The sequence below is a fragment of the Mesorhizobium caraganae genome, from assembly GCF_016836705.1.
Classification (GTDB): Bacteria; Pseudomonadota; Alphaproteobacteria; order Rhizobiales; family Rhizobiaceae; genus Mesorhizobium; species Mesorhizobium caraganae.
Window position 1 is genome coordinate 77,731 of record NZ_JAFCGY010000002.1, and the last position, 22,314, is coordinate 100,044.

Below are 22,314 nucleotides of genomic sequence, written 5' to 3' on the forward strand. Positions count from 1 at the left end.
AGCAGATTGTCAGGGCAGGGCCAGTTCGCTTAGCCCGCTGACTTGGGGCATCTGCCGGCTCTTGTCGTGACAATCACCTCTTCCCGCTGCTTCAGCTTTTCGATCCTGGCCGTCTCACGGTTGGCGACGGCGGTCTTGACGCGTGCGCCGCCGAGCAGCCAGTTCGGCACGCTGGTGTTGGCGACCTTGCCGCGGGTGATGGCGGTTTGCGAGATTTCACGCGCGATATCGCCCACGGCATTGTTGAGCTCGGCGCATGTCATGCTGTCGTATTTCGCCGGGTTGACCGTACCGCCCAGCGATGAGCAGCCTGTCGCCAGCGACAGAGCAAGCAGCGCTGACAGCCGGCCCGCGCTTGAAATCAACAAATTCATCTTCCGCACACCTCGTTTCGGGCCGCTGTTTCGGCGGTTGTCCCATTATCGAGGTAGCGCGGATGGTTGTCTCGTCAAAACACCATGGCGACGCCAGACGCCGATACGGCCGGGTTGCCTTTAAGGTATCTTGTGGGATGTCGGGAGAAGCCTACTGACTGATGATGGTCAGCAACCCTCTGCCCGCTTTACCACCCTCTCGCGACCGTCCTCGCCGGCTGTCCGCAATGGCGGTCAACCTAGGACATCGGGTCCTGGAGGTTGAACGACCGCTATCGTTCTTCCCTGCCTACGGCTCCCGGCCCGAAGGCTGCCAGACTGCTTCGCGCCTTAATGTCGGTCGTCGAGCACGCCATAGCCGCGTCCCAAAAGCAGACATCCGAGTGAAGGCCTCATTTGCGTAGGCTGACATTGGGTTGTTACTCGCGGGGCGACCGCTTTCCCCCGTTGCAGCGAACTCGAGATCGGTGGATGGCTGGGCTGCTTTGTGTCGGCGGTTCGACGGGCCGTATGGTCCGAAAGAGACCGGAGTGCGTCCAACGCTAGCTTGGCCGACCGATCCACCGCACGATTTCATAGGCAGGCATCGGGCGGCGAAAACCTTTCAGTGTCAGTTCGCCAACGGCGACGGACTCAACCAGTGATTCCACGGCACCAACGACCCGCTGGCTGACGAGAATCTGGCGTGGCCTGGCTTCCTCACACAATCGGGCGGCGTGGTTCGACACTGTGCCTATCACTGCATAATCGGCGCGCTGGTCGAAACCGATCCGCCCTATGGTTGCATGGCCTCGGGCGATGCCGATTCCGAAGCCGAGCAAGTGATCGCGCTTGCGCCATTGCTCTGAATGCTCGCCAATCGCATCACGCATCGCCGTAGCCATGCGGACGGCTCTCTCCGTATGGTCGGCGCAGGGCAGTGGATCGTTGAAAACCACGACGATACCGTCGCCCACGAATCGCTCAAGAGTTCCCTCGTGGCGGATGATTTGTTCACCAAGACAGGCGTGGTATTCGCTAAGAACCGCCATCACCTCCTCGGGCTCGGCAGTCTCGGCGAAGGCTGTAAAGCCGCGTAGATCGCAGAAAACGACGGTCACCTCGCGACGGTGACTTTGCAGAAGCGTGTCGCCATTTCCTGCCGCAAGGATGAGGTCGGCGACCTGCTCGGGCAGGAAACGCCGCAGCCGGCCCATTCGCTCGATCTCGATCACCTGCTCCGCCAAGGTCTGCTCGAGCGAGCGGTTCCAATCGGAAAGCTGTGCGGCCTGTTCCTGGAGGAGTTGGGCCTGGCTTGCGACGGTATCGTGAAGCGCCTTCTGGCGCAGCATCGAGCGCACCCGCGCCAACAGCGCCTGGTGCTCGAAGGGCTTTGTCAAATAGTCATCGCCCCCGGCGTCCAGCCCCTCGACCACATCGCGCGTGTCGGCTTTTGCGGTGACAAGAATGACGGGGATCGATCGCAGCGAGACGTCCTGCTTGAGCATGCGTACCAAACTGATGCCGTCGAGCTTCGGCATCATGATGTCGAGCAGGATCAGATCCGGCGTGAGTTCGCGGGCTTTCGCAAGCCCCTCTTCACCATCGGCGGCGGTTGCAACTTCATAGCCGTTCGCCTCGAGGCGCATGCGCAGGATCTCGAGGTTTTCCGGAGTATCGTCGACCGCGAGAATGCGTGGCGGATCGTGCAAGGCGCTGCCTCCCTCAAGAAAGGAACCCGCGAATCTCGGAAAGCAGCTGGCGCGGACTGAATGGCTTGGCAATGTAACCATCGCACCCGGCAGCAAGGGCTTTCGCTTCGTCGCCCGACAACGCATAGGAGGTGACGGCGATAATCGGAATGTGCCGCAGCGCCGGATCGGCCTTGATGCGGCGGGCCGCTTCATACCCGTCGATCACTGGGAGCTGAATGTCCATAAGGATAAGGTCTGGCCTGTGCGCTCCGGCTGCAGCGATGCCGGCGGCGCCGTCCGCTGCCTCGATCAGTTCGTATTCGGTGGTGGCAATGAGATCGCGGATGATCTGGCGGTTGTCCTCGGTGTCTTCCACCATTAGGATTCGTTTGCTCATGCGGCCCTCACGTCCTTATTCACCCGGATTGGTACTTTGAAACGGAATGTCGACCCTGACCCGATCACGGACTCGACGTCTATGGTTCCGCCATGCATTTCGACGATGCGCTTCGAGATCGCCAGGCCAAGACCTGTGCCACCCTTCTGCCTGGTGCTGCTGTTGTCGACCTGCTGGAATTCTTCGAAGATGAGAGCCTGGTCCTTGGACGCGATGCCGGGACCGGTGTCTCGGACGGTGATCTCGAAGTGCCCGTCGACCGCATCGGCAAGAATGTCGACTGCACCCGTTTCGGTGAATTTGACGGCATTGCCTGCAAGATTGAGCAGGACCTGCGTCAAACGGCGTTCGTCCCCGCGGCCGATTGGAAGGTTCTCGGCAACACTCGTTGAAAGCTCAAGACCCTTCGCTCGCGCCAGCGGCTCGACAGCCGCAACGGTCGATCGAACAATCTGCGCGACGGAGTAGTCCTCGATCGCCAGCGTGAGCTGGCCGGCTTCGATCTTGGAAAGGTCGAGTACGTCGTTGATGAGGCCGAGGAGGTGACGACCGTTTGCCTGCACGCGCGCGACGGTTGTCTTCGCCTTGTCCGGGAGTTCGCCGTAGATGCCGTCGACCAGCAGTTCTGTGAAGCCCAAGACCGAATTGAGCGGTGTCCTGAGCTCGTGGCTCATATTCGCGAGGAACTGGGACTTGTGGCGGCTAGCTGCCTCCAGCTCCCGGCCTTTCTCCTCGATCTCGCGGAACAGCTTGGCATTCTGGATCGCGAGCACCGATTGGGCTGCGAAGGTCTCCAGCAGGTGGACAACTTGCTCATGGAAGGCACCTGGCTTGTGGCGCCTGACGACCAGTGCACCGACGATCTTGTTGGGCCTCAGCAGCGGAACGATCAGGATACCGCGATATCCGGCTTCGACGATCGTCTTTCTTACAAGGAAGGATGAGGTCTCCTGGCTGAGGTCGGGAAACTGCACCGGCATGCAGCGCCCGGGTGCGTCGCCGATCCCCATGTCGGCCAGCCCGATCGTCTGGTGTGAGACCGCGGCGATAAGCTCATCGCTCATACCGAAGTTTGCGCGCGGAAGGAATTGCTGTCGCGTGCTGCTGAACACGTAGATGGTGCCAGCATCCGTCTTCGACAACTGGACCGCTTTGGCGACGATCGTTTTCAGCACCGTGTCGAGATCCAGCGTCGAATTGACCGCCTTGCTCACCTCACCAAGCGCCTCGAGCTCACCAACAGACGCGGCAAGCTCGCGCGTCCGTGACTGCACCGCCTCGAAGAGCCGCGCATTCTCGATGGCGATCACCGCCTGGTCGGCGAATGTCTCGACGAGCGCGATCTCCTTGGGATTGAAAGGTTGCGGCTCAACCCTCGTCATGACGAATACGCCAACGAGATCACCTTCCCGCAACAGCGGGGCAGCGAGGACGGTGCGGAATCCGCCTGCCTCGGCGATCAAGGCAACGCGGTAGTCCGGATCAGCGGTCACGTCTTCGATTTGCACGATCCGCCGTTCTTCGATTACGCGCCCTACGGCGGAGCCTCGACCTGCGGCAAGCGCTGGAAGTGGATTGGCGTCGACATAAGCACGGAAACTGGGCGGGTAGCCATGCGTCGACACATAGCGGAATACGCCATCCAGCAACTGCACGATGCCACCCTTGTCGGCACGGCTGAGCCTGACAGCCGATTCCACCAACGTATCGAGCACGACCTGCAGATCGAAGGTTGAGCGGCTGATGACCTTCAGAACGTCTGCAGTGGCCGTCTGCTGCTGAAGGGCTTCGTCGAGCTGCTGGGTGCGCGTCTCAATCTCCTGATACAGGCGCCCCAGCTGGTCGGAGGTCTGGTTGACGTTAGCGGCGAGCACTCCAAGTTCGTCGCGATTGGCGACGGCAACCTGTTGGGCGAAGTCGCCGGCCGCTATCTGGCTGAGACGCGTCTCGATCTTCTTGACCGGTTCGATCAACGACCAGGAGATGATGTAGCCGAGCCCCAACGCCAGCAGGATGCTACCCACCGCAAACGAGGCCACGATCAGTCTGGACGTGCCGTACACACCCTCGGTCGTTTCGATGGCCGCCACCATGTCGGCTTCGGCCATGTTAACCAGCTGGTTTGTCAGGCGCTCGAGGCGATCAGCCGACGGTACGATTCCATCAAGCTGAACCTTGCGCGCATCCTCAGTGTGGCCGGCTCGGACGAGCTCTGCCACGTGCGTCACCCCGGCCGTCAGCTGTTCGTACTCTTGCCTGACCTGGCCAAGTACTTCCACCTCGGCTTTGGCAACGAACTCCATGCGGTCGAGGTCGTAGCCGAACTGATTGAGCTGGCGCAGCGCAGCATCCAGCATCCGGTCGTCCTGAAGCAACAGGGCGGTGGAGATGCCGTAGAGCTGGGTGGTCGTATCGTGCTGTACCTGGCGGTAGGCCGCGATCCTGCGCTGCAGCTTGATCAGCTCGTTGGTCTGATCGTTGACCCCACTCAGAACCTGCAACCCGACGGCCCCGAGCACGATCAGCAGGCCAACGATCGACAGGAACGCGATCAAGAGCTTGGTCTGGACGCGCGCCGGCAGCCGGGCAACCCAGCCAACGAGCCGGTTCGTTATGCTATTTGGATTCGTCCAAGAGGCTGACAAGGTCATCCCGGAACTCCTCCAGGTCGAACCGGACGCCAAGATACTGTACTCGCAAGATGCCATTGGGGTCCACGAGCGACGTCAACAAGGTATGGTCGACCTCTCCGTTCGCCGCCTTCTTCGCGATGACCCCGTATTTCCGTCCCACCTCATGGACGACCGCCGGATCACCGGTGAGAAACGACCAGCCCTTCAGATCGGCACCAAAATTCTGCGCATATTCCTTCAAGACATCGGGCGTATCGCGCTCCGGGTCTACGGTGATCGAAACGAAGGCGATTTGGGGTCCGAACGCACTACCCAACTTTTCCTGCACGCTCGCCATATGGGCGGTCAGCATGGGGCAGACGTCGGTACAGTAGGTATAGATGAATGAGACGGCGACCACCTTGCCGCGAAAGTCGTGCAGCGACACGCGCACACCGTCCTGCGATACCAAGGTAAAGTCCGGCGCCTGCCCGATCGTCGGCAGGCGCTGGTCATGCGGCGCGTCGTGCGCATAGGCGGGCCAAGCAACAAGCTGCGCCAACAACAAGACGCATACCGGCCACGTGCTCATGTCTTCAACTCCAGCTTGAGCTCCTCGAGGAAGTGCCAGTCGGTGCCGCTGGCGATGATCTGCTGTGGGCTCGACTTGATCATGCCCGTCTCCTGCATGCGCAGCGCGTAGAAGCGCATCGAGGCTTCGGCGTCGTAGTCCCGCCAGACGTCGTACTGCGTATCGCTCAGCGTTTGCAGCGCGTATTCGTAGCTGTCGACGAAACCTCGCTCGACCATCTGCCCTGCACTCCATGCGGGATCCGACGCGCAGAGGTCAGCACCCTTGACGATCGCTCTGAGCACGCGCTTGGTCGCCACCGGGTACTTATTCACGTAATCCGCAGCGGCCGAGGTCATGCAGCAGAAGTGCTGCGACCACGGGCGGTCGATGGTTGTGTTGAGGATCGTGTGGCCGATTTTCTTGGCGCGCAGTTGCTGCGTCTCCGGCGGCGTGAAGAGGTATGCATCGAACTTTCCTTCGGCGAAGGCTTCCACCGGCTTGCTTTCCTGGACCCATTCGAAGTCGTTGTCGGGATCCAGTCCGATATAGGCGGCCATCAGGGCAACTAGCACGCGCGACGGCGCATCGATGTCGTGCATGCCCACCCGCTTGCCCTTGAGGTCTGAGATGCCTTGGATGCTGTCGTTGGCGATCAGCTCGAGGCACCCGGAGTGCAGACCGCCAAGCACCTTGATTGGCACGCCGGCGTCGATCGACGCGACATGGACCGGCGCGTAGTTCATGCTGAAATCCGTGTCGCCGCGTGCAATCCACACCGCCTGATCGACCTTCTCGTCGCCCTGGACGTAGCGGACGTCGGTAAAGCCCTCAGCTTTGAGGAGCTCTCCGGCCAGGTACATCCCCGCCCAGCAGTAGGCACCATCGATCCACCGCGGCAGGCGGACGGTGGTCGTTTCCGGTGGTGGCTCGGCCCAGGCCTCAGTGGTTGCGCCGATTAAACCAGCGGTGCCGGCCGCCGCGGCGCCAGCCATGAAGGTGCGGCGATTTTGAATGATCTGCATGGGCCTCTCCTTCCCATAAAAGGCAACTATGTGCCTTGGCCGCTCACGTTTTCATCTCGCGCTTCAGCTCGTCGAGAAAGCGCCAGTCCGTTCCATCGGCGATGATCTGCTGTGGGCTCGACTTGATCATGCCCGTCTCGTGCATGCGCAGCGCGTAGAAGCGCATCGAGGCTTCGGCATCGTAATCCCGCCACCTGTCGTACCGGATGTCGTGCAGCGTTTGCAGCGCGTAGTCGTAGCTGGGCACGAAACCGCGATCGACCAGCTGTTCTGCAGTCCATGACGGATCTGAGACACAGAGGTCGGCGCCCTTGAGGATGGACCGCAGGACGCGCTTTGTAGCCGCCGGATATCTGTCCACATAATCCGCAGTCGCCGAAATCATGCAGCAGAAGTGCTGCGACCACGGCGGGTCGGTGGTCGAGTTGAGGATTGTGTGGCCTACTTTCCTGGAGCGAAGTTCCTGCGTGCGGGGCGGTTGGCCGAGCACTGCATCGTACTTTCCTTCGACGAAGCCTTCCGCAAAATTGTGCTCTTCGATGACCCATTCGATGTCGTTGACGGGATCGAGCCCAACATAGGCGGCCATCAGAGAAACCAACACATATTGCGGCGAATCAAGCGTAAAGACCCCAACCCGCTTTCCCCGCAGGTCCGAGATGCCTTTAACCCTGTCGTTGGCGATCAGTTCGAGGCACCCGGAGTGCAGTCCGCTTAGTACCCTGATTGGCACTCCAGCATCGATCGACGCCAGATGAATCGGCACATAATTCACACTGAAGTCCGTCTCGCCGTTTGCGATCCACGCCGAATGATCAACCTTCTTGTCACCTTGCACATAGCGGACATCGGTGAACCCCTCGGCGCGCAGCATCTCTCCGGCGAGGTACAGGCCCGCCCAGCAATAGGCGCCGCCGATGTACCGCGGCAGGCGGACCGAGGTGGTCTCCGGCAGCGGCTCAGCCCAGGCTTGCGTCGAGGTGCCGATAAGTCCCGCGGCGCCGGCTGCCGCAGCGCCGGCCAGGAAATGACGGCGGTTCTGGAAGACCTGCATAAGCCCCTCCTTCCCTCGATAGGGCGCACGCCGTGTTGGCGATTGCCTACGTCTTCAACTCCTTCTTCAGTTCGCTGAAGAAGCGCCAGTCGGTGCCTTGGGCCAAGAGCTTCTGGGGGGTGCTCTTGAGCATCCCGACCTCATGGAGGCGCAAGGCGTAGAAGCGCAGAGTGTCCTCAGCGCTATACTCACGCCAACCGTAGGGGATCGCCTTCATGACCTGGAGGGCATGGTCATAGCGCCTCGTATAGCCCTGCTCCACCAAGAACTGGGCGGACTGCTCGGGCTCGCTGGTGCAGAAATCCGCCGCTTTCAAGATGGCGCGGAGGGCGCGTTTGGTGGCCACCGGATACGTGCGGACGAACTCTCGGTTCCCAGCCAACACGCAGCAGAAGTATTGCGACCAGGGCCGGTCCACGGTGCTGCTAATCAACACATGGCCGATCTGCCGCTCCCGCATCTCCTGTGGTTCGGGGGGAAAGCCCAGGTAGGCGTCGATCTTCCCCTCACTTAGGAGCCGGATGGACTCGGAGCCCGAATGCGTGACGAAGTGTATGTCCTTATGGAGGTCCAGGCCCACATACGCCGTCATAGCGGCGAGAAAGACGTATCGGCTGGAATCCAGCGACGGCACGGCCACAGTCTTCCCCTTGAGGTCGCGGATCGCTTGGACGCGATCGGTCCCGAACAGCTCAAAGCAGCCGACGTGGAGTCCAGCCAGGATGACGATCGGATCCCCAGCCTCCAGGTGGAGAAGGAGCGGGGCGGCGAAATGCGCACTGAGGTCAGCTTCACCAGAGGCGAGGGCCGGCGCGATGTCTGCGGTCCCCCTCTTTTGGAGGTAGTGCACCTCAGTGAACCCTTCGCTGCGCAGCAGTTCTTCGGCTACATACTGGGGGGCCTGACAGATGCTGGGAATCCGGATGAGCCGGATCCGCGTCGTTTCCGGCGGTGGCTCTGCGGAGAGCGATTGGCGGACCCCGACGAGGCTTGCAGCGCCGGCTGCCGAAAGGCCGGCCAGGAAGCGCCGGCGGCTCTGAATGATTTGCATCTCCACGTCTCCCCTTGAGACAAATGGGATCAGGTTTTCAGCTCACGCTTCAACTCGTCGAGGAAGCGCCAGTCCGTTCCGTTGGCGATGATCTGTTGCGGGCTCGATTTGATCATGCCCGTCTCCTGCATGCGGAGCGCATAGAAGCGGACCGAATCCTCAGCATCGTAGGCCCGCCATTTGTCGTGCGCGGTATTCTGCAGGGTCGTCAGTGCAAGGTCGTACCTCGGCAGAAAGCCGCGATCGACCAGCTCGCGCGCCGCCGAGGTTGGGTCGGACGCGCAGAAATCGGCAGCCTTGAGGATGGCTCGCAGTACACGCTTGGTCGCAAGCGGGTATTTTTCTACATAGTCCGCCCTGCCTGCGACCATGCAGCAGTAATATTCCGACCATGGACGGTCGACCAAGTTGCTGACAATCGTGTGGCCTATCTCATCGGAACGGACCTTCGAGAACGCGCTGGTGTCGGTGAGGAAGGCATCGACCTTGCCGTCGATGAAATCCTGCATCGGCGAGGAGCCTACGACCCATTCGATGTCGTGGCCGGGATCCAGCCCGACGTAACTGACGATCAGGGTAAGGAATACGTGTGGGTGGTCATTCAGGGCCCAAATCCCCACCCGCTTACTTTTCAGGTCAGCAACGCCGTTGACGCTGTCGCTGGCCCGCAACTCCCAGCAACCCATGTGCACGCCGGTCAACATCTTGATAGGCGCTCCTGCATCGATGGATCGGATATGCATCGTCGGCATGTTGAAATCGAAATCCGTCACTCCGCCAGCGAGCCACAGCGTGTTGTCGACCTTGGTGTCTCCTTCGACGTAGCGGACGTCGGTCATGCCGTCGGCGCGCAGCAGCTCTCCGGCGAGATAGAGCGAACCCCAGCAATAGGCTCCACCTACCCAGCGGCCCAGCCGCACAGTAGTCGTTTCCGGGGGCGCCTCGGCCCAGGCCTCAGTCGTTGCGCCGATGAGACTTGCGGCGCCGGTCGCCGCAGCGCCGGCCAGGAACGTGCGACGATTTTGAATAATCCGCATCGGAACGCTCCTTTCCGAATTGCAAAGGGCAATTCTGGCCGGAACCGAGCAAAAGAGGTTCGGCAGAGGCAGATGGTCTTGTGAGCGCGACGAGCAGTTATGGATTCTAGCGCGCCCAGTCCGATGCGGGAGTCTTGCGCTCTCAGTCGCCGGCTCATGTATTAGCAACCGACGATATGCCAACGATACGCCCAATTTGAGTCGGTTGCGAGCGCAAAACTTACTACGCCAAACGTCCTGCCAGCACCTCGCTGTCAGGGGAGACTGTTTGCGCGGTTGCGAATGGCCACTTCGATTGCGGCCATCCGAATGATCGACGCAAAGGTCTGCATCGGGTCAGCTTCTAGAGCATGATCCCACCGGCTGAACGTCCGATGTCGTTCTTCGGACGCCAAAAGCCGTCATTCCGCTCCCAGCCCCATCAGTCATCCGACGACTGCCGGCAACTGACCGCTGCTTAGGAGAGCTATACACCCTGCCAGCCGCGAAGAGCTGCCAACTACTTTTCCATTTCTGTGGGGATGTCGGGAGAAACGGACACCTAAGTGTCTGTTTTTTCTGGTCGGAGTGGCAGGATTTGAACCTGCGACCCCCTCGTCCCGAACGAGGTGCGCTACCAGGCTGCGCTACACTCCGTGACCAGACCGCGGGCTTATAGCCGCCGTACTTCGTTCCTGCAAGCGGCAATGGCAGCGCTTCTGTCGCATTTCGTTCGCTTTCGTCGGGCATTGCCGAAAAGCTTGGATTTCCCGCCCGAGATAAACCCCGCTTAAAGCCTTGTGTGCTAGGCAGCAGCCTCGATAAATCGTGTTTTCGCCATCTGGAGCTCTGCTGTCTTGCCCCTGAAAATCGTAGGCGACGCCCGGCCCAACAGCTTCGAATTCGAAACGGAAGCGCTGATCAAAGCGTCGGGATTTCGCGAGTACGATGCGCGCTGGTGGTTCGGTCACCCCGGCTCCGAGCAGTCGCCGGAGCTCAACCTGATCGGCGTCCAGGCGCTCGGCATGGGGCTGGGCACGTTGATTCGGCGTCTTGGCGCCGGGCCTGACATCGTCACCGGCCACGATTTCCGCGCCTATTCGCTCGGCATCAAGCTGGCGCTGGTGTCCGGCCTGATGGCTGCGGGCGCCAGAGTAAAAGACATCGGCCTGGCGCTGTCGCCGATGGCCTATTTCGCCCAGTTCGCGCTCGACACACCGTCCGTCGCCATGGTCACGGCCTCGCACAATGAAAACGGCTGGACCGGGGTCAAGATGGGCGCGGCGCGGCCGCTGACCTTCGGGCCGGAGGAGATGAGCGCACTGAAACAGATCGTGCTGTCCGGCGATTTCGATCTTGTCGGTGGCGGTTCCTACGATTTCGTCTCCGGGTTCCGCGAGATCTATCTCGACGATCTGGTTGGCGACAAGCGCATCGCGCGAAAGCTGAAGGTCGTGGCCGCATGCGGCAATGGCACCGCCGGTGCCTTCGCGCCGCAGGCGCTGGAGCGCATCGGCTGCGAGGTGATCGCGCTCGACATCGAGCTCGATCATACTTTTCCGCGTTACAACCCGAACCCGGAGGACATGCAGATGCTGCATGCCATCAGGGACAAGGTTCTGGAGACCGGCGCCGATGTCGGGCTGGGCTTCGACGGTGACGGCGACCGTTGCGGCGTGGTCGACAATGAAGGCAACGAGATCTTCGCCGACAAGGTCGGCGTCATGCTGGCGCGGGATATTTCGAGCCAGTACCCCGGCTCGACTTTCGTCGTCGACGTCAAGTCGACCGGGCTGTTCAACACCGACAGTGTGCTGCGCGCCAATGGCGCCGTCACCGATTACTGGAAGACCGGCCACTCCTATATCAAGCGCCGCGTTGCCGAGCTCGGCGCCGTCGCCGGCTTCGAAAAGTCAGGCCATTTCTTCTTCAACCCGCCGATCGGCCGCGGCTACGATGATGGTCTCATCACGGCAACAGCCATTTGCCAGATGCTCGACCGCAATCCGAAAAGCTCGATGGCCGATCTCTACCGCGCACTGCCGCTGACCTTCGGAACGCCGACCATGTCGCCGCATTGCGCCGACGATGTGAAATACGGCGTTGTCGAACGCGTGGTGACGGACTTCCAGGCAATGCAGCGCGACGGCGAGGCTTTTGCCGGCCAGAAGATATCGGACCTCATCACCGTCAACGGCGTGCGCGTCGTTGCCGAGGATGGCACCTGGGGGCTGGTGCGGGCGTCGTCGAACAAGCCGGAGCTTGTCGTGGTTGTCGAAAGCCCGGTATCGTCCGACCGCCGCCGTCAGATGTTCGAGGCCGTCGACGCCGTGCTGCGCCGCAGTCCCGAAGTAGGCGCCTACAACCAGACCTTTTGATTGGGCCTTTCATGACCGAGCGCATTGTCAGTTTTGTCATGAGTGGCGGTGTCGGTTCGCGGCTCTGGCCGCTGTCGCGCGAGGACAATCCAAAACAGTTCCACGATCTTTCCGGCGACGGCTCGATGCTGGCCAAGACGCTGCGCCGGCTGACGGCACGGCCGAAAGGCGAGACGCCGATCTTCCTGATCGCCGCCGAGCGTCATGCCGAGCGCGTCCATGCCGACCTTGCCGGTCTCGACCTCTCAGGCGGCGGCCCGCTGTTCGAGCCGACCGGCCGTAACACCGCTGCTGCCGTGGCGCTGGCTGCATTGCGCACGCTGTCCGAGTTTGGCGACAGCCTAGTGTTGGTGGTGCCGTCGGACCACGAAATCGCGACGCCGAAGCAATTCTGGCAGAGCATCGAGGCAGGCAGCGAGGCAGCCCTTGCCGGCCGGCTGGTGGTGTTCGGCATCAGGCCGACGCAGCCTGAGACCGGCTACGGCTATATCGAGGTGTCAGGCGAGAACAGCGGCGTCTTCGACGTCTCCCGTTTCGTCGAAAAGCCTGACCTTGCCACCGCGCAGAGCTATCTCAAGGCCGGCACTTTCTACTGGAACACCGGCATCTTTCTGTTTCGCGCCGGCGCCATGCGCGACGCGTTCGCGGCGTTCCAGCCGGACATCTGGCAAGCCACGGAAGCGGCCTACAAGGCGGCGACATCGGATCTGTCCGGCCTCTATATGCCGCTGGAGCTCTACGCCGCCATCCCGTCGAACTCGATCGACTACGCCATCATGGAGCGGGCCAAGGACATCGCCATGGTGCCGGTCGGCTTCCGCTGGAACGATCTCGGCTCCTGGCAGTCGCTGCTCGATGTCGGCCCTGCCGATGCCAAGGGCAATGTCGTCGTCGGCGATGTCGTCGCCATCGATTGCGAGAATTCCTACATCAGAAGCGACGGCCGGCTCCTGTCGGCGATCGGCATGAAGGATGTCGCTATCGTCTCGACCGCCGACGCCACTTTCGTCGCGCCGGTCAGCCACAGCCAGCACGTGAAGAAGATCGTCGAGCAGCTGGAGAAATCGGGCCGGCTGGAAACCAGGTTCACGCCGGCGCATGACCGCGTCATCGAAAGCGGGGCCTGGCGGCGGCGCGTGCATCACTGGCTGTTCGAGGAGACCTTGCCGCTGTGGTCGACGGCAGGCGTCGATGAGCGCCATGGCGGCTTTCATGAGGCGCTCGGCTTCGATGCCCAACCGCTGATGAAGCCCAAGCGTATGCGCACAATGGCGAGGCAGGTCTATGCCTTCGCCGTTGCCAAGGCGCGTGGCTGGGACGGACCGGCGGACCGCCTGATTACCCATGGCATTGCCTTCATGGCCGGCAAGGGCCGCACCGAAAAAGGCGGCTGGGTGCGCACACTCAATGTCGACGGCTCCGTCGCCGACGCCACGGAGGATGCCTACGACCATTCCTGCGTGCTCTTGGCGCTGGCGCATGCGCATATGTGCGGCAACCCCGATGCGCTGCGGCTCGGCGAAGAAACGTTCTCCTTCCTCGACGCGCATCTCGAGGACAGCCGCATGACCGGCTTTCTCGAGACTTCGGACGGTGAGGGCGATCGGCGCTCCAACCCGCATATGCATTTGCTCGAGGCTTTCCTCGCCTGGTACGAGGCGACGGGCGACCGCACCTATCTGCGACGCGCCGCCCGCATCATCGACCTCTTCCGCAGCCATTTCTTCGACGCCGAGAGCTGGACGCTGGGCGAATTTTTTGACGCGGGATGGAAACCCGCGGCCGGCGAGAAGGGCACATGGACCGAGCCCGGCCACCATTTCGAATGGGCCTCGCTGCTCACCGACTTTGCCGCCCGTAGCGGCCAGAGCGAGTTGAGCAATTTTGCCCGCAAGCTCTACGCCTCGGCTATCGCCAACGGCCTCAACCGCGCCACCGGCCTTGCTTACGGCGCTGTCTCCAGACAGGGCCTGCCGCTCGACCTTGTGTCGCGCAGCTGGCCGCAGGCCGAAGCGATCAAGGCGGCGATCGCACTGGATGGCTCAGGCGGTCCCGATCTCAAGCCCGAGATCGAGGCGCGAGTCGGCCGCCTGTTCCGCTGGCACATCGACCCGGCCCCGCTCGGCCTCTGGATCGACCGCATCGACGAACGCGGCCGCTCGCTGGCATCGGACGTGCCGGCCAGCATCTTCTATCATCTGGTCTGCGCGCTGACGCAGTATCTTGATGGGACGGCGCAGAAGGGGTGAGGGCTGATCTCCCCCCTTGAGGGGGAGATGGCCGGCAGGCCAGAGGGGGTCGGTTCGACTGGATGCGGCCTCCTTGCGATCGATGAAGGTTGGTGCTTCACGCGCGGCGACCCCCTCTGTCGCCTTCGGCGACATCTCCCCCTCAAGGGGGGAGATTAGGCGCTCGCCCGCTATCGCCTCTCAATACGGGCTCGCCACGTCCCCGGTCTCGACATACACCGCCTTCAGCTGCGAATAGAGCGCCAGCGCCGCAAGCGAATTCTCGCGCCCGATACCGGACTGCTTCACCCCGCCGAACGGGATTTCCACCGGCGTCAGATTGTAGGCGTTGATCCAGCACGTGCCGGCCTGCAACTCGGCGATGACGCGATGCGCACGCTGCAGGTCGCGGGTGAACACACCGGCGGCGAGGCCGAATTCGGTGTCGTTGGCGCGGTCGATCACCTCGTCCTCGCCGTCGAACTTCAGCACGCTCATCACCGGTCCGAAAATCTCCTCGCGCGCGATGCGCATGGTGTCGGTGACGCCGGTGAACACCGTCGGTTCGACGAAGAAGCCGCCATCAAAACCCTGCAGCGACGGTATGTTGCCGCCGCAGGCCAGCGTCGCTCCATCCTTCTGGCCGGCCTTGATGTAGGAGACGACCTTCTCCTGCTGCGCCTTGTTGACCAGCGGTCCCATCTGCGTTTCTGGATCGAGCGGGTCGCCGATGCGGATCTTTTTCGTCCGCTCGACCAGCCGGTCGACGAAACGGTCGTGGATGCCGCTCTGCACGAACACGCGCGTGCCGTTAGAGCAGATCTGCCCCGTCGAATAGAAATTGCCGAGCATGGCGCCGCCAATGGCATTTTCGAGATCGGCATCATCGAAGACGATCAGCGGCGACTTGCCGCCGAGCTCCATCGTCGCGTGCTTCATCTTCGAGCCGGCCAGCGACAGCACCTTGCGGCCGGTCGGCACCGAGCCGGTCACCGACACTTTGGCAACGACATCATGGCCGACAAGGCCGGCGCCGACATCGCCATAGCCCTGCACGACGTTGAACAGCCCGTCGGGCAGGCCGGCCTCTGAGTAGATTTCGGCCAGCGCCAGCGCCGACAGCGGGGTGTTCTCCGACGGCTTGAACACCATGGCATTGCCCATGGCGAGCGCCGGCGCGGATTTCCAGCCGGCGATCTGGATAGGATAGTTCCAGGCGCCGATGCCGACGCACACGCCAAGCGCCTCGCGGCGCGTATAGGCAAAGGGTCCGCCGAGATCGATGGCCTCGCCGTTGAAGGCAGCGACCGCACCGCCGAAATATTCGAGGCAGTCGGCCGCCGACGGCGCGTCCGCCACCAGCGTTTCCTGGATCGCCTTGCCGGTATCCAGCGTCTCGATGCGCGCGAGATCGGCGTTGCGGGCGCGCAAAATGTCGGCGGCGCGGCGCAGGATGCGGCCGCGCTCAACCGGCTTCATCCGCGCCCAGGCCGGTTGTGCCGCGCGTGCGGCTTCGATCGCCAGCTCCAGCACATTCGGCGTCGCCGAATACAAGGTGGCGATGATCTCGCCCGTCGCCGGATAGATCACCGGCAGCGGCGCACCACCTTCATCCTCGATGTAGCGGCCGTTGACATAGTGCGATGCCGTTGGCTGGGCGCGCATATGAAGTCTCCAATGATCTTTCCTACAGCGCCGCGCGTCCTCTTGGACGCGCAAAGGTCGCTGTAGCACTTTAGTTTGGCGGAAGCATTCCGCCCGACAATGCCCTATCGATCCGCGACCTGCCAGCGCGGATTGATCCAGGGTTCCAGGTTGGACGGCGCTAGCGGCGTGCGGCCGAGAATGTGGTCGGATGCCTTCTCGCCGGTCATGATCGACGGCGCATTGAGGTTGCCGTTGGTGACGCGCGGGAAGATCGAGGAGTCCGCGACGCGCAGTCCTTCGACGCCGATGACGCGGCATTCCGGATCGACCACGCTCATGATGTCGTCGGCGCGGCCCATCTTGCAGGTGCCGCACGGGTGGTAGGCGCTCTCGGCATGATCCCGGATGAAGGCATCGAGATCCTCGTCCGACTGGACGTGCGAGCCCGGCGAGATTTCCTTGCCTCGAAAACTGTCGAAAGCCTTCTGGCCGAAAATCTCGCGGGTCAGCCTGATGCAGTGGCGGAACTCCGTCCAGTCGTCTGGATGCGACATGTAGTTGAAGCGGATAACCGGCGTCGCTTTGGGGTCGGGCGAGCGCAGCGTCACCGAGCCGCGCGACTTCGAGCGCATCGGTCCGACATGCGCCTGGAAGCCATGCGCCTTGGCCGCCGCCTTGCCATCATAGCGTACCGCCGCCGGGATAAAGTGGTACTGGATGTCGGGGTAGTCGACGCCGGCTTGCGAGCGCACGAAGGCCGCGGCCTCGAAATGGTTGGTGGCGCCGAGGCCGGTCTTGAGGAACAGCCACTGCGCCCCGATCAGCGCCTTGGAGAACGGGTTGAGCACCGAGTTCAGCGTGATCGGCTGCGTGGATTCCTGCTGGATGTAGAGCTCCATATGATCCTGCAGATTGCGGCCGACACCTGGCCGGTCGGCCACGACCTGGACGCCGTTTTCGGCGAGATGCGCTGCCGGGCCGATGCCGGACAGCATCAGGATCTTGGGCGAATTGATCGACGATGCGGCGACGATTACCTCACGTCGTGCCTTAACGACCTGAATCTGTTTGTGAGCTTCGATCTCGACGCCGACGGCGCGCTGATTCTCGATGATCACGCGGCGGGCGAAACCTTTGACCACACTGACATTTTGCCGTTTGAGAGCCGGCTTCAGATAGGCTGATGCCGCCGACCAGCGGCGACCGCCGCGGATGGTCTGCTCCATCGGCCCGAAGCCTTCCTGCTTCGAACCGTTGTAGTCGTCGGTCAGCTCGAAGCCGGCCTGGCGGCCGGCCTCGACGAAAGCGCCGTAGAGCGGATTTTTGCGCGGGCCGCGCTGGACGTGCAGCGGCCCGCCATGGCCCCGCCAGCCATCCTCGCCGCCGTCATTGTCTTCCATCCGCTTGAAGTAGGGCAGCACATCGGCGAAGCTCCAGCCAGTCGCGCCCTCTTCGGCCCAATGGTCGAAGTCGCGGGCATGGCCGCGCACATAGACCATGCCGTTGATCGAGGACGAACCGCCGATCACCTTGCCGCGCGGCGTCGCCAGCACGCGGCCGCCGAGATGCGGCTCCGGCTCGCTGGCAAAGCCCCAGTCGTAAAGGCTCATGTTGAGCGGGATCGACAGCGCCGACGGCATCTGGATCAGCGGTCCGATATCGGTGCCGCCAAACTCGATGACGATGACCGAATGCTTGCCGTCTTCCGACAGCCGGTAGGCCATGGCCGAGCCGGCCGAGCCGGAGCCGATAATGACGAAATCTGCTTCAAGCATGGTTCATATGCGCCATGAAATCGGCGAGCGAGACATTGCCGCCGGTAGCCACAACCAGGACGGTTTTACCCGTCACATTCACCTTGCCACCGAGCAGCGCCGCCAGCGATGCGGCGCCCGATGGCTCCAGCACCAGCTTCATCCGCTCGAAGGCGATCTTCATTGCCCGCCGCACAGATGCATCGTCGACGGTGATGCCGCGCACGCCGGCGGTCTTGACCGCCGCGAACGGCGCATCGCCCGGCCGCCGCGACATCAGCCCGTCGCAGATCGATTTCGGCGCGATCGGCATGGTCTCGATGGCGCCGTGATCCAATGACGCCCCCATGCCGTTGAACCCTTCCGGCTCGACGCCGATGATCTCGGTCGCCGGCGACAAATAGTGGAAGGCGAGCGACACACCGCCGATCAGTCCGCCACCACCGACCGAGCAGAACAAGAGGTCGGCACTGGCGTCCTTTGCCTCAAGTTGTTCGAGCGCTTCGAGCCCGGCGCCGGCCTGGCCAGCAACGATCTCCGGATCGTCGAATGGATGCAGCAACGCCAGCCCTTCGATCTCGGCAATCTCGCGCGCCTTGGCGGCCGCGACCTCTTCACGGGCGCGCTCGCCATGATCGGTCAGCACGACGCGCGCGCCATAGCCAGCGGTGGCATCCCGCTTGGCGGCCGGCGCATCGATCGGCATGACGATGGTGACGGGAATGCCGAGCGCCTGGCCGGCAGCCGCCAGCCCTTGCGCGAAATTGCCGGAGGAGTAGGCGACGACGCCTTTCCTGGCTTCGTCAGGCGACAGCCGCTTCAGCCGCCAATAGGCGCCGCGCACCTTGAAGGAGCCCGCCCATTGCAGCGATTCCGGCTTGATGAACACGCGCGCAGCACCGGTCTCCTTGGCGAGCGCCGCGGATTCCAGCAACGGCGTGATCTGCGTCGCCCTGGAGGTGACGGCATAGGCCTGCTTGAGATGATCGAGGGAGGGAACGAACGTTGTTGTCATCATTCGCCTCGCGGATACCTTTTGCTCTCTTCGAGATTGTCGAGATTCATGTGGTTGCGCATGTACCGCTCCGATGCTTTTTGCAGCGGCTGGAAATCCCACGGGTAATAGGCGCCATTGCGCAGCGCCGGGTAGACGACCCACCGGCGCGCCTGGCTCTCGCGCACCGCGGCGTCGAAGGCGACCATGTCCCAACGCGCCCGGACTGCTTTTGTGAAAGCTGTCACGAGGGCAGTGTGCGCCGGATCGTTGGCGAGGTTGTCGCGCTCGAGCGGGTCGGCTTCGAGATCGAACAGTTGCGGCGGGTCGAGCTCGCAATGGACGAATTTGTATTTGCCGTCGCGGATCGCCACCAGCGGCGCGTAGGAGCCTTCGGCTGCGTACTCGATCAACACGGGCGTGGTGCGCTGCCCGCCCTTGGCAAGCGGCAGCAGCGACTGGCCGTCGGTCCATGGCGCGATCGCCCCGATGTCGATGCCGGCGAGGTCGCAGAGCGTCGGCGTCACGTCGAGATTGGAAACCGGCGCCTCGATCAGCCCTGATGGCACGCCATTGCCGGCGATCATCAGCGGCACCCGCACCGAGCCCTCGAAGAAGCTCATTTTGAACCACAGGCCGCGCTCGCCCAGCATGTCGCCATGGTCGGAGCAGAACAAGATGGTGGTGTCGTCGAGCATGCGCGTGCGCTTGAGAACGTCCAGAAGCTCGCCAAGCTTGTCGTCGACATAGGAAATGTTGGCGAAATAGCCGCGCCGTGAACGACGCACCTGCTCACGGGTAATGTCGAAGGAGGGGTAGTCGGAGGCATGATAGAGACGCTGCGAATGCGTGTCCTGCTCGTCATGCGCGATGAACCCGGTTTCCGGGTCCAGCGCCTGGCAGTTCTCGTAGAGATCCCAGTACTGCCTGCGCGCGACGTAGGGGTCGTGCGGGTGCGACAGCGAAACGGTAAGGCACCAGGGCCGATGCTCCGCATCGTCCTGCTCGCGCGAAAGCTGATAGAGCTTCTGCGTGGCGAGGAACACGACCTCGTCGTCATACTCCATCTGGTTGGTGGTCTCGGCGACACCGGCGCCGGTCACCGAGCCGAGATTGTGGTACCACCATTCGATGCGCTCGCCGGGCTTGCGGTAATCCGGCGTCCAGCCGAAATCGGCCGGATAGATGTCGGTGGTCAGCCGCTCCTCGAAACCGTGCAACTGGTCGGGCCCGACGAAATGCATCTTGCCCGACAGGCAGGTGTAGTAGCCGGCGGCGCGCAGATGATGGGCGAAGGTCGGGATCGAGGAGGCGAACTCCGCCGCATTGTCGTAGACCCCCGTGCGCGACGGCAATTGCCCGCTCATGAATGAGGCGCGGCCGGGCGCACAGAGCGGCGAGGCCGTGTAATTGTTGGCAAAGCGAGCCGAGCGGGCGGCCAGCGCCTTCAGATGCGGCACATGCAGGAAGTCGGCCGGCCCGTCGGGGAACAGCGTGCCGTTGAGCTGATCGACCATGACGATCAGGAAATTGGGTCGCCTTGATGTCACTGAGGCTGTCACTGTGTCTGTCGCCCGCCGAGTTTGATTTCCAGATAGTCTTCGACCAGCGCGATCGCGGTCGCCGCGTCCGGCACGCCGTCCTTCAGCGCGCGCCTGATATAGAGGCCGTCGATCAGCGCTGCGGTTGCTTCCGCCGCACGGTCGGCTTCGTGCCTGGCCAAGATGCCGGTCAGGCCGCTCATCAGGTTCGAATGCAGCCGCCGCGCATAGACCCTGAGCAGTCGGCGCAAAGCCGATGATTTCTGCGCCTCGACATAGAAGGCGAGCCAGGCGGCGATGGTTTCCGGCTGGAACTGGATGTCGGAGAAGTTGACGGCTACCACGGCTGAGACGCGTGCGCGCGGCGTGGCGGCGGCTTGAAGAGCACGCCGCATGTCGATGGTCAGTTCTGCCAATATGTGCCGCATCGTGGCGAACAGCAGTTCATCCTTGGCGCCGAAATAGTGGTGGGCGAGCGCGGAGGACACGCCGGCCCGTCCGGCGATCTCCGACATGGTCACGTCGAGCGAGCCGCGCTCGCCGATCGCCGAGATCGTCGCGTCGATGAGCGCCTTGCGGCGCAGTGGCTCCATTCCGACTTTCGGCATTGTTGTTCCTGGCTCCTGACCCGCATGATTATTTTTTATTGATCCGTCAATCAACAAAAATCGATCCGATCGCGGCCTGCACCAAGCGATTGTCGGCCTGCGGCCCTTTTCGGCGCGGTGGGGATTGTTTATATTTGAACAATAAAGGCGAACTGCGCCATGAGCCCACATGCTAGGCTGGCGCCAAGGATGGAGACCGCCATGACCGCATGTATCGTTGGCTGGGCGCATTCGCGCTTCGGCAAGCTCGAAGGCGAGACGCTGGAAGGGCTGATCACCAAGGTCGCGGTTGACGCGCTCGACCATGCCGGGATCGGCCCGGACGAGGTCGACGAGATCGTGCTTGGCCACTTCAATGCCGGCTTCTCGCCGCAGGATTTTACCGCCAGCCTGGTGCTGCAGGCCGACGACCGGCTGCGCTTCAAGCCGGCGACCCGGGTCGAGAACGCCTGCGCAACCGGCTCCGCCGCGGTCCGGCAAGGGATCCGCGCCATCGACGCCAACGCCGCCCGCATCGTGCTGGTGGTCGGCGCTGAGCAGATGACGACGACGCCCGGTCCCGAGATCGGCAAGAACCTGCTCAAGGCGTCCTATCTGCCGGAGGACGGCGACACGCCGGCGGGTTTCGCCGGCGTCTTCGGCAAGATCGCGCAGGCCTATTTCCAGCGTTATGGCGACCAGTCCGATGCGCTGGCGATGATCGCCGCCAAGAACCACAAGAACGGCGTCGACAATCCCTACGCGCAGATGCGCAAGGATTTCGGCTACGAGTTCTGCCGCCAGGAAAGCGAGAAGAACCCCTTCGTTGCCGGTCCGCTGAAGCGCACCGACTGTTCGCTGGTTTCCGACGGCGCGGCAGCCCTTGTGCTGACCGACACGTCGACGGCGCTGAAGATGCGCCGCGCTGTCGCCTTCCGCGCCAACGAGCATGTTCAGGATTTCCTGCCGATGTCGAAGCGCGATATCCTGTCGTTCGAAGGCTGCGAATACGCCTGGAACCAGGCCTTGAAGAAGGCAGGCGTGACGCTCGACGACCTCTCCTTCGTCGAGACGCATGACTGCTTCACCATCGCCGAACTGATCGAATATGAAGCGATGGGCCTGGCCAAGCCGGGCGAGGGCGCCAAGCTCGCGCTGGACGGCACGACGGCAAAGGACGGCCGGCTGCCGGTCAACCCATCTGGCGGGTTGAAGGCCAAGGGCCATCCGATCGGCGCCACCGGCGTGTCGATGCATGTGCTGTCAGCAATGCAGTTGACCGGCGAGGCCGGCGGCATCCAGGTGCCTGGCGCAAAGCTCGGCGGCATCTTCAATATGGGTGGCGCTGCCGTCGCCAACTACGTTTCCATCCTCGACCGGATCAGATAAACCGCCCTGCATTTCTGGGAGGT

The 22,314-nt window shown here is 62.7% G+C and carries 17 protein-coding genes and 1 tRNA gene; 3 read left to right on the top strand and 15 right to left on the bottom strand.

Annotation, left to right across the window (positions count from 1 at the left end):
• Positions 1-29 precede the first annotated feature (29 nt).
• The 10 genes from JQK88_RS07950 to JQK88_RS07995 all read right to left on the bottom strand — a co-directional run bounded on the left by JQK88_RS07950 (position 30) and on the right by JQK88_RS07995 (position 10,430).
• Positions 30-374 carry a hypothetical protein gene (locus JQK88_RS07950; protein WP_192256487.1) on the bottom strand — a complete coding sequence of 115 codons (345 nt, stop codon included), beginning with the start codon at positions 372-374 and terminating at the stop codon, positions 30-32.
• Positions 375-916: 542 nt separating this feature from the next.
• A complete protein-coding gene (locus JQK88_RS07955) occupies positions 917-2,065 on the bottom strand; it encodes a response regulator (RefSeq protein ID WP_203278007.1) in 1,149 nt (382 codons plus the stop codon).
• Positions 2,066-2,078: 13 nt separating this feature from the next.
• Positions 2,079-2,426, bottom strand: a complete 348-nt coding sequence (locus tag JQK88_RS07960) for a response regulator (RefSeq protein WP_246501742.1) — start codon at positions 2,424-2,426, stop codon at positions 2,079-2,081.
• A gap of 14 nt (positions 2,427-2,440) precedes the next feature.
• A complete protein-coding gene (locus JQK88_RS07965; RefSeq protein ID WP_203278008.1) occupies positions 2,441-5,095 on the bottom strand; it encodes a GAF domain-containing protein in 2,655 nt (884 codons plus the stop codon).
• On the bottom strand, positions 5,061-5,648 hold the full coding sequence (locus JQK88_RS07970) for an SCO family protein (RefSeq protein WP_192256493.1): 588 nt from the start codon (positions 5,646-5,648) through the stop codon (positions 5,061-5,063). The genes JQK88_RS07965 and JQK88_RS07970 overlap by 35 nt, the downstream gene beginning before the upstream one ends.
• A complete protein-coding gene (locus tag JQK88_RS07975) occupies positions 5,645-6,652 on the bottom strand; it encodes an ABC transporter substrate-binding protein (protein WP_192256495.1) in 1,008 nt (335 codons plus the stop codon). Before JQK88_RS07975 ends, JQK88_RS07970 begins: the two co-directional genes overlap by 4 nt.
• 43 nt (positions 6,653-6,695) lie before the next feature.
• Positions 6,696-7,706: an ABC transporter substrate-binding protein gene (locus JQK88_RS07980; RefSeq protein ID WP_203278009.1), complete on the bottom strand. Its 1,011-nt coding sequence runs from the start codon at positions 7,704-7,706 to the stop codon at positions 6,696-6,698.
• A 46-nt stretch (positions 7,707-7,752) separates the two neighbouring features.
• Positions 7,753-8,757 carry an ABC transporter substrate-binding protein gene (locus JQK88_RS07985; RefSeq protein ID WP_192256499.1) on the bottom strand — a complete coding sequence of 335 codons (1,005 nt, stop codon included), beginning with the start codon at positions 8,755-8,757 and terminating at the stop codon, positions 7,753-7,755.
• Positions 8,758-8,786: 29 nt separating this feature from the next.
• Positions 8,787-9,794, bottom strand: coding sequence for an ABC transporter substrate-binding protein (locus tag JQK88_RS07990; protein ID WP_203278010.1), 1,008 nt, complete (start codon positions 9,792-9,794; stop codon positions 8,787-8,789).
• A 559-nt stretch (positions 9,795-10,353) separates the two neighbouring features.
• Positions 10,354-10,430, bottom strand: a tRNA-Pro gene (locus JQK88_RS07995).
• 200 nt (positions 10,431-10,630) lie between these two features.
• Here JQK88_RS07995 and JQK88_RS08000 point away from each other — a divergent pair.
• Positions 10,631-12,151, top strand: coding sequence for a phosphomannomutase/phosphoglucomutase (locus JQK88_RS08000; protein ID WP_203278011.1), 1,521 nt, complete (start codon positions 10,631-10,633; stop codon positions 12,149-12,151).
• A gap of 11 nt (positions 12,152-12,162) precedes the next feature.
• Entirely contained in the window at positions 12,163-14,400 is a 2,238-nt protein-coding gene (locus JQK88_RS08005) for a mannose-1-phosphate guanylyltransferase/mannose-6-phosphate isomerase (protein ID WP_203278012.1), read from the top strand.
• Positions 14,401-14,580: 180 nt separating this feature from the next.
• Here JQK88_RS08005 and betB read toward each other — a convergent pair whose 3' ends face one another.
• The 5 genes from betB to betI all read right to left on the bottom strand — a co-directional run bounded on the left by betB (position 14,581) and on the right by betI (position 20,923).
• Positions 14,581-16,044 carry a betaine-aldehyde dehydrogenase gene (gene betB / locus JQK88_RS08010; RefSeq protein WP_203278013.1) on the bottom strand — a complete coding sequence of 488 codons (1,464 nt, stop codon included), beginning with the start codon at positions 16,042-16,044 and terminating at the stop codon, positions 14,581-14,583.
• 104 nt (positions 16,045-16,148) lie between these two features.
• Positions 16,149-17,801 (bottom strand): choline dehydrogenase, encoded by a 1,653-nt coding sequence (gene betA / locus JQK88_RS08015; protein ID WP_192256514.1) that lies wholly within the window; start codon positions 17,799-17,801, stop codon positions 16,149-16,151.
• Complete coding sequence (locus tag JQK88_RS08020) at positions 17,794-18,795, bottom strand: threonine/serine dehydratase family protein (RefSeq protein ID WP_192256516.1); 1,002 nt, start codon at positions 18,793-18,795, stop codon at positions 17,794-17,796. The genes betA and JQK88_RS08020 overlap by 8 nt, the downstream gene beginning before the upstream one ends.
• Positions 18,795-20,324 carry a choline-sulfatase gene (gene betC / locus JQK88_RS08025; RefSeq protein ID WP_192256858.1) on the bottom strand — a complete coding sequence of 510 codons (1,530 nt, stop codon included), beginning with the start codon at positions 20,322-20,324 and terminating at the stop codon, positions 18,795-18,797. Before betC ends, JQK88_RS08020 begins: the two co-directional genes overlap by 1 nt.
• 8 nt (positions 20,325-20,332) lie before the next feature.
• Complete coding sequence (betI, locus tag JQK88_RS08030) at positions 20,333-20,923, bottom strand: choline-binding transcriptional repressor BetI (RefSeq protein WP_192256518.1); 591 nt, start codon at positions 20,921-20,923, stop codon at positions 20,333-20,335.
• A 201-nt stretch (positions 20,924-21,124) separates the two neighbouring features.
• On the opposite strand from betI, the gene JQK88_RS08035 reads away from it, so the two are divergent.
• Entirely contained in the window at positions 21,125-22,291 is a 1,167-nt protein-coding gene (locus JQK88_RS08035) for an acetyl-CoA acetyltransferase (RefSeq protein WP_192256521.1), read from the top strand.
• The last annotated feature ends 23 nt before the right edge of the window (positions 22,292-22,314 follow it).